Below are 7,770 nucleotides of genomic sequence, written 5' to 3'. Positions count from 1 at the left end.
CTCGAAGTGCAGGTGCGGGCCGGTGGAGTTGCCGGTGGAGCCGGACAGCGCGATGTGCTGGCCGGTCCGCACGACCTGGCCGATCCTGACGTCGATGCGGGACAGGTGCGCGTACTGCGAGTAGGTGCCGTTGCCGTGCTTGATGACGATGGCGTTGCCGTAGGCGGGGCCGTCACCGGCGCCGTTCGGGCCGGCCTTGACGACGGTGCCGCCGTGCGCGGCGAGGACCTCGGTGCCGGTCGGCACGGCGAAGTCCTGGCCGCTGTGCTTGGCGACCCAGTGGCTGCCGGACTGCATGAAGCTGGCGGAGAGCGTGTACTTCTTCACCGGGTCGACCCAGGAGGCGGCGGACGGCGCCGCGGCGCTCGCGACCCCGGTCCCCAGCACGGCCGTGGCGCCGATGCCGGCAGCCAGGACGGCCACGCGGTTGCGCTGCGAGGACGTACGGGTGGAGCGGGACGTGAAGCGTCGGAACATCGTGACCTCGTGAACTCGGAGACAAGTGGGCCACCCGGCGCACAGACATTCGTCCGGGGCGGCCATCCCTTGGTAACCGAGCACCGCATCAAGCCCAAAACGGGCCAACTACGGCATCCAGTAGTAGATGACCGTAGAACAAAGCACGTTCTTGACAGTCGCCCGACGCGACCGCCGAGCCCCTGACGACGCGGTTCTCCTCCGCAGCCCCCTGTGCCCTAGGTCCACTTTTAGTCCGATTTGCCCACCTGGCACATCCCACTATGAGGTCTAGTACCGGACATTTCGCCTGTGCCGCTTATCACCGGTGGCCTCTCCCCGGGGCCGCAGAAATGTGACGCAGGCCCCTAGGCACCTACCCTCCGGTAACCCTACGGTTCCCCTCGCGCCACTCTCGCCAAAGAGCATGTCCCTGACATTCAGGCCCCGTGCGGACACGACGTACGGACGTGAGAGGACCCCACGATGACCACACGCCCCTGGGCACGCAGCATCTCCGCGACCGCCGTGTCCGTGGCCGCTCTGGCCGCGCTGGCCGCCCCCGCCCAGGCGGCGGAGACAGCGGGACCCACGGCCGTCGCGGCGGCCACCAGCGCGGCCGCGAAGACCGACTACGCCACCTGGCAGAAGGACTGCCAGGCGGTCATGGACCAGGCCCTGCCGTACCTGAAGAACCGCATCGCCGCCGCCGGGCCCGGCGAGAAGCAGGCGATCGTGTTCGACATCGACAACACCACGCTGGAGACCGACTTCGGCTTCAGCTACCCCCAGCCGGCCAACAGGCCGGTGCTGGACGTCGCCCGGTACGCCCAGGACCACGGCGTCTCGCTCTTCTTCGTCACCGCCCGCCCCGGAATCCTGTACTGGCCCACCGAGTTCAACCTCGAACACGACGGTTACGAGGTCTCCGGCCTGCACGTCCGCGGCCTGTTCGACCTCTTCAAGGACGTCGCCGCCTACAAGACCGCCCAGCGCGCCGACATCGAGAACGACGGCTACACGATCATCGCGAACATCGGCAACAGCGCCACCGACCTGTCGGGCGGCCACGCGGAGAAGACGTACAAGCTCCCCGACTACGACGGCCAGTTGTCGTAGGCACGCGTCGCACCCACCGGCCTGGAGGCGACGCCGGCCCGTGCGTCCGGCCCGCAGGACGCCGGGGGCCGTGTGCCCGCCCCGCGGGACGCCGGCCCGTGTGGCCGCCCCACAGGACGCCGGAAGAGGCCGGAGAGGGGCCGGTGGCCGCAGGACGCCAGAAAGAGGCCGGTGGCCGCAGGACGCCGGAAGGGGCCGGTGCCATAAGGCACCGGCCCCTTCGTTCGGCCGTCGGCGGGACGCTTACGCGTCCTTGCTCAGGTTCGGACCGGCACCGCCGGCCGCCTGCTCGATCGGCGGGACGTCCGGCAGCGCCGACTTCTCCTCACCCCGGAAGGTGAAGGTCTGGGCGTCGCCCTCGCCCTCGGTGTCCACGACCACGATGTGACCGGGACGCAGCTCACCGAAGAGGATCTTCTCCGAGAGCGTGTCCTCGACCTCACGCTGGATCGTGCGGCGCAGCGGACGCGCGCCCAGCACCGGGTCGTAGCCCTTCTTGGCCAGCAGTTCCTTGGCGGACTGGGACAGCTCGATGCCCATGTCCCGGTCCTTCAGGCGCTCGTCCACCTTGCCGACCATCAGGTCGACGATCCGCAGGATGTCCGCCTGGGTCAGCTGCGGGAAGACGACCACGTCGTCGACGCGGTTGAGGAACTCGGGACGGAAGTGCTGCTTCAGCTCGTCCGAGACCTTGTTCTTCATGCGCTCGTAGTTGGTCTTCGTGTCACCCGAGGCCGCGAAGCCCAGGTTGAAGCCCTTGGAGATGTCCCGGGTGCCGAGGTTGGTCGTCATGATGATGACCGTGTTCTTGAAGTCCACGACCCGGCCCTGGGAGTCGGTCAGGCGACCGTCCTCCAGGATCTGCAGCAGCGAGTTGAAGATGTCCGGGTGGGCCTTCTCGACCTCGTCGAAGAGGACGACGGAGAACGGCTTGCGGCGGACCTTCTCGGTCAGCTGGCCGCCCTCCTCGTAGCCCACGTAGCCGGGGGGCGAACCGAAGAGACGCGACACCGTGTGCTTCTCGCTGAACTCCGACATGTCGAGGGAGATCAGCGCGTCCTCGTCGCCGAAGAGGAACTCGGCGAGCGCCTTGGACAGCTCGGTCTTACCGACACCGGACGGGCCGGCGAAGATGAACGAACCACCGGGGCGCTTGGGGTCCTTCAGACCGGCACGCGTACGGCGGATCGCCTTCGACAGCGCCTTGACGGCGTCGACCTGGCCGATGACCCGCTTGTGGAGCTCGTCCTCCATGCGGAGCAGGCGGCTGGACTCCTCCTCGGTCAGCTTGAAGACCGGGATGCCGGTGGCCGTGGCGAGGACCTCGGCGATCAGCTCGCCGTCGACCTCGGCGACGACGTCCATGTCGCCGGCCTTCCACTCCTTCTCCCGCTTGGCCTTGGCGGCCAGGAGCTGCTTCTCCTTGTCGCGCAGGGAGGCGGCCTTCTCGAAGTCCTGCGAGTCGATCGCGGACTCCTTGTCCCGGCGGACACCGGCGATCTTCTCGTCGAACTCGCGCAGGTCCGGCGGCGCGGTCATCCGGCGGATGCGCATCCGGGACCCGGCCTCGTCGATCAGGTCGATCGCCTTGTCCGGCAGGAAGCGGTCGGAGATGTACCGGTCGGCCAGGGTGGCGGCCTGGACCAGCGCCTCGTCGGTGATGGAGACGCGGTGGTGCGCCTCGTACCGGTCGCGCAGGCCCTTGAGGATCTCGATCGTGTGCGGCAGGGACGGCTCGGCGACCTGGATGGGCTGGAAGCGGCGCTCGAGGGCCGCGTCCTTCTCCAGGTGCTTGCGGTACTCGTCCAGCGTGGTCGCACCGATGGTCTGCAGTTCACCGCGGGCCAGCATCGGCTTCAAGATGGAGGCCGCGTCGATGGCACCCTCGGCGGCACCCGCACCGACCAGCGTGTGCAGCTCGTCGATGAACAGGATGATGTCGCCGCGCGTGCGGATCTCCTTGAGGACCTTCTTCAGGCGCTCCTCGAAGTCACCGCGGTAGCGGGAGCCGGCGACCAGGGCGCCGAGGTCGAGGGTGTAGAGGTGCTTGTCCTTGAGGGTCTCGGGCACCTCGCCCTTGACGATGGCCTGGGCGAGGCCCTCGACGACGGCGGTCTTGCCGACGCCGGGCTCACCGATCAGCACCGGGTTGTTCTTCGTACGGCGGGACAGCACCTGCATGACCCGCTCGATCTCCTTCTCACGCCCGATGACCGGGTCGAGCTTGGACTCACGAGCGGCCTGGGTGAGGTTCCGGCCGAACTGGTCAAGGACGAGAGAGGTCGAGGGGGTGCCCTCGGCCGGGCCGCCGGCGGTGGCGGTCTCCTTGCCCTGGTAACCGGAGAGCAGCTGGATGACCTGCTGCCGCACCCGGTTGAGGTCTGCACCCAGCTTGACCAGGACCTGGGCGGCGACGCCCTCGCCCTCACGGATCAGGCCGAGCAGGATGTGTTCCGTGCCGATGTAGTTGTGGCCCAGCTGAAGGGCCTCGCGGAGCGACAGCTCCAGGACCTTCTTGGCACGGGGGGTGAAGGGGATGTGCCCGGACGGGGCCTGCTGGCCCTGGCCGATGATCTCCTCCACCTGCTGGCGGACCGCCTCAAGCGAAATGCCGAGGCTCTCCAGGGCCTTAGCGGCGACACCTTCGCCCTCGTGGATGAGACCCAGGAGGATGTGCTCGGTGCCGATGTAGTTGTGGTTGAGCATCCGGGCTTCTTCCTGAGCCAGGACGACAACCCGCCGCGCGCGGTCGGTGAACCTCTCGAACATCGTTAATCGCTCCTCAGAGCGGTCAGGCAGTGGGGGGAACTTCCCCTCCCTGTCCTTCCGCAGCTTAGTCCCGCAAGCGGGGACCGCTCATTCCAACTGCCGACACCGTCGATGGCCTCCTGACCCCGAACGCCGACATCTGCTCCAACCCGATGGTGCGAGACGATGTTCCCGCAGGCCAGGCAGTTACCCCACTCGCCAGTACGCCGATGGCGAACGTGAGACGGCCCGTACTGCGTGTCGCCCCCTCCCACTAGGCATGTCTTACCCGCGGGGACTGACACTCCATGCCGCGCGCCCCGGTTCACTCCGCTACGGGCGAACAACCTTGCGCCTCCCCGGGCCCCCACACGCCCCCTTCTTCGGCACGCAGCGCAGCCGACGGCACACCCAGCGTAACCCGGACGCCACTTCGGCGGTTGCACTTGGCATGGTTGGCCCAGTCCCTCCGGCATCCCCGATCCCCCCTCCCCGCCGGCCCCTCGCCACGGGCACCTCGCCCGCGGGCAGAGTCCCCGCCCGGCAGGCCCTCGCGGGCCCGGAGGAGACGGCCCGGTCCTGGTACGAGAACGATCTGGGCTGGCCGACAGTGCCCGGGCGGCCGCTACGGCTGCTCACAGGGGTGCGGTTCGACGTGCTCGACGTGCCGGCCGAGGCGGGCGCGCACGCGCTCCGGCATCTCGCACCGGGCTCGCCGGTCGTCCTTCGGGGTGACCGGATGGAGCTGCTGGTGGCCCCGGGGAGCGCGGAGGAGCTGCCCGGACTGCTCGACTGGCTGGAGTGGGCGGCGGTGCCCCTGGACCTGCGGGCCCTGGGGCAGGGCGACACGCTGGAGGCACCGCCACCGCCCGCGGGGGCCACTGCTCAGGGGGCCGTGGCCGGTGTGTGGCTGCGGCCCCCCGGGCCGGGAGGCGAGGTCGTGGACTCGCTGCCGGCCATGCCGGCCATGCCGGCCATGCCGGCCGGCTCGGGCGCGGGGCGCGAGGGGAGCGCCCCCGATCTCGTACGACTGGTGGACACGGTGGCAGCGCAGTGCCACCGGGTCCGGCTGCGGCGCTGCCGCGTCGGGAATCCCGCCGGCCGGCGGAATCAGCCGTTGGCCTTCTCGTAGGCCTCACGAATCGACGCGGGAACACGGCCGCGGTCGTTGACCTCGTAACCGTTCTCCTTCGCCCAGGCGCGGATCGCCGCGGTGTCCTGGTTGCCACCGGAAGCGGCACGCGTCTTTCCACGCCCACCCGAGGCACGGCCGCCGGTGCGACGCCCGCCCTTCACATAGGGATCAAGAAGGCCACGCAGCTTGTCCGCATTGGAGGTCGTGAGATCGATCTCGTACGTCTTGCCGTCCAGTGCGAACGTCACGGTCTCGTCCGCCTCGCCGCCGTCGAGGTCGTCGACAAGAAGGACCTGAACCTTCTGTGCCACCGCTATTCCTTTCATCGAAAACGTTGAGGGCCAGGGGTGTGCGGCGCCCGCCGTTTCGCCGCCCCTGTTATATGCAGTACTGCAGTACGTCGGAAAGCAAACCGCTTTTGCCGGAAAAACACAAACCCTCGGGAGAGACTCAGCGGACCCACCGCGTCCGGAAACATGCGCGTTTCGGACATAGGGAACCTGGGCAATGACGATCACAGATGCAGAAGCATCCGACTGTTGCCCAAGGTGTTCGGCTTCACTCGTTCGAGACCGAGGAACTCGGCGACGCCCTCGTCATAGGAACGCAACAGCTCCGCGTAGACATCGGTGTCGACCGGTGTCTCCCCGATCTCCACGAAGCCGTGCTTCCCGAAGAAGTCCACTTCGAAGGTCAGGCAGAAAACGCGCCGAACCCCGAGCCAGCGTGCGGTCTGGAGCAACTTCTCCAGCAACTGATGGCCGACGCCGGCCCCCTTGAGGCCGGGCTTCACCGCGAGAGTCCGGACTTCCGCCAGGTCCTCCCACATGACGTGCAGCGCGCCGCAGCCGACCACCTCGGCGTTGTCGTCGCGTTCCGCGACCCAGAACTCCTGGATGTCCTCGTAAAGCATGACCGTGGCTTTGTCGAGCAGGATGCGGTCGCGGACGTAGGCGTCGAGGAGGTGGCGCACGGCCGGGACATCGCTGGTCCGGGCCCGCCGGACGGTGATGGCTTTTGCGGGGACTTCGGGACGCTCTGCTGACATGAGCGGACGCTATCGCCCGTCCGCGTCCCGCGCCGCGCCGGGGTTCTCCTCTTGCCGGGCTTCCGGGGCTTCCCGTCGCGGGGGTTCGGGAGCTTCCTGTTGCCGCGCCACCGGGGCTTCCGGGGTTTCTTCCGGTCCCTGGACGATGCGTACGGCGTCCCTGAGGGCCTGGCGCTGTTCCTGGCTCATCATGCCGAAGAAGGCGACGAGAGCGGCTGCCGGGTTGTCGCTCTGCGACCAGGCGTCGTTCATCAGGGCGGCGGCGTACGCGGCTCGCGTGGACACGGCCTCATATCGATAGGCCCGCCCTTCCGCCTCGCGGCGCACCCAGCCCTTCTGATGGAGATTGTCCAAAACCGTCATCACGGTGGTGTACGCGATGGAGCGTTCCTGCTGGAGGTCTTCCAGGACTTCTCGAACGGTCACCGGGCGGTTCCACTTCCACACCCGCGTCATGACCGCGTCTTCGAGTTCTCCCAATGGGCGAGGCACAGCTCAGACAATAGTGGGAGAACCCGGCGATGGCGTGCCGGACGTGCGCTAGACCTGCAAACGCGAACAAAAAGGGCGTACGACTCGGAATGGCGGGGTGGGGTGGGTCATACGCCGGGACGGGCGGGGTTCGGTGGGTCGTACGCCGGGACGGGCGGGGTTCGCCGGGGCGCCCGGCGGCCGGGCTCAGGCGTCGGCGGCGGCCGGGCTCAGGCGTCGGCGGCGGGGGCCTGGCGCGAGCCCTCCACGCGCGCGAGCGCGGCGTCGACGGCCGCGTCCTCCTTGGCCTTGGCGGCCCCGCCCTGGGTCTTCACGATCACCCTGACCAGACCGATGAAGAACACGGCCATGACGACCGGGGGCACGAGCGCGGAGACGTAGTCCATGCCTCCAGAGTATCCACGGGGGAAGGATCAAAGGGGCCGGGGTGCACGAACCACCCCACGGGTCGCGGACGACGGCCCCGCGCCCGCAGGACCGCCGGGCTCAGCACGCGGTCGCGCGGGACGGCCGGGCTCGGCCCGGCGTTCGCGCGCGGGACGGCAGGGCTCAGCCCGCGGCCAGTTGCCGGGATTCCGCCGGCGGCGCGGGTTTGCGGCGCGGGAAGACCTCGCCCGGCGTGGGGATGGGCCGCTTCGGCGCGGCCGGCTCCGACTCGGCCGGCCTCGGCGAGGGCCGCTCCGCCGGACCCGGTGCGGGCTTCGGCGCGGGCTTGCGCGGGGGCTCGGGCGGCTCCTCGGCCTGCCCCGCGTCCTGCGGGTCCCCGGACTCC

General features: G+C 69.2%; 8 protein-coding genes and 1 pseudogene. 2 read left to right on the top strand and 7 right to left on the bottom strand.

All coding sequences use genetic code 11. From position 1 onward, the window contains the following. Positions 1 to 477 (bottom strand): M23 family metallopeptidase (locus GT045_RS28530; protein ID WP_161335945.1); only part of this gene is annotated, 477 nt, incomplete at its 3' end. 465 nt (positions 478 to 942) lie between these two features. Here GT045_RS28530 and GT045_RS28525 point away from each other — a divergent pair. After that, complete coding sequence (locus tag GT045_RS28525) at positions 943 to 1,575, top strand: HAD family acid phosphatase (protein WP_161287806.1); 633 nt, start codon at positions 943 to 945, stop codon at positions 1,573 to 1,575. Between the two features lie 243 nt (positions 1,576 to 1,818). Here the strand turns inward: GT045_RS28525 and GT045_RS28520 are convergent, their stop codons facing one another. Then, a complete protein-coding gene (locus GT045_RS28520) occupies positions 1,819 to 4,344 on the bottom strand; it encodes an ATP-dependent Clp protease ATP-binding subunit (protein WP_161287805.1) in 2,526 nt (841 codons plus the stop codon). Between the two features lie 430 nt (positions 4,345 to 4,774). Between GT045_RS28520 and GT045_RS28510 the strand changes: the two genes are divergently transcribed. Next, on the top strand, positions 4,775 to 5,455 hold the full coding sequence (locus GT045_RS28510) for an SCO3374 family protein (RefSeq protein ID WP_202529106.1): 681 nt from the start codon (positions 4,775 to 4,777) through the stop codon (positions 5,453 to 5,455). On the opposite strand, the gene GT045_RS28505 is transcribed toward GT045_RS28510, so the two are convergent. The 5 genes and pseudogenes from GT045_RS28505 to GT045_RS40085 form a co-directional block, all read right to left on the bottom strand. Further along, on the bottom strand, positions 5,434 to 5,769 hold the full coding sequence (locus GT045_RS28505; protein ID WP_161287803.1) for an Lsr2 family protein: 336 nt from the start codon (positions 5,767 to 5,769) through the stop codon (positions 5,434 to 5,436). The genes GT045_RS28510 and GT045_RS28505 overlap by 22 nt on opposite strands. A gap of 203 nt (positions 5,770 to 5,972) precedes the next feature. Beyond that, positions 5,973 to 6,506 carry an amino-acid N-acetyltransferase gene (locus GT045_RS28500; RefSeq protein ID WP_161287802.1) on the bottom strand — a complete coding sequence of 178 codons (534 nt, stop codon included), beginning with the start codon at positions 6,504 to 6,506 and terminating at the stop codon, positions 5,973 to 5,975. Between the two features lie 9 nt (positions 6,507 to 6,515). Further along, positions 6,516 to 6,986, bottom strand: a complete 471-nt coding sequence (locus tag GT045_RS28495) for a BlaI/MecI/CopY family transcriptional regulator (protein WP_272926912.1) — start codon at positions 6,984 to 6,986, stop codon at positions 6,516 to 6,518. Between the two features lie 221 nt (positions 6,987 to 7,207). Continuing rightward, on the bottom strand, positions 7,208 to 7,384 hold the full coding sequence (locus GT045_RS39125; RefSeq protein WP_202516353.1) for a hypothetical protein: 177 nt from the start codon (positions 7,382 to 7,384) through the stop codon (positions 7,208 to 7,210). A 163-nt stretch (positions 7,385 to 7,547) separates the two neighbouring features. Next, positions 7,548 to 7,770: pseudogene (locus GT045_RS40085) on the bottom strand (hypothetical protein); the annotation flags it as partial.

The sequence above is a fragment of the Streptomyces sp. SID486 genome, from assembly GCF_009865385.1.
Taxonomy (GTDB): Bacteria; Actinomycetota; Actinomycetes; order Streptomycetales; family Streptomycetaceae; genus Streptomyces.
The sequence above is the reverse complement of the archived record's forward strand: the minus strand, read 5'-3'. Positions and strand labels throughout refer to the sequence as shown.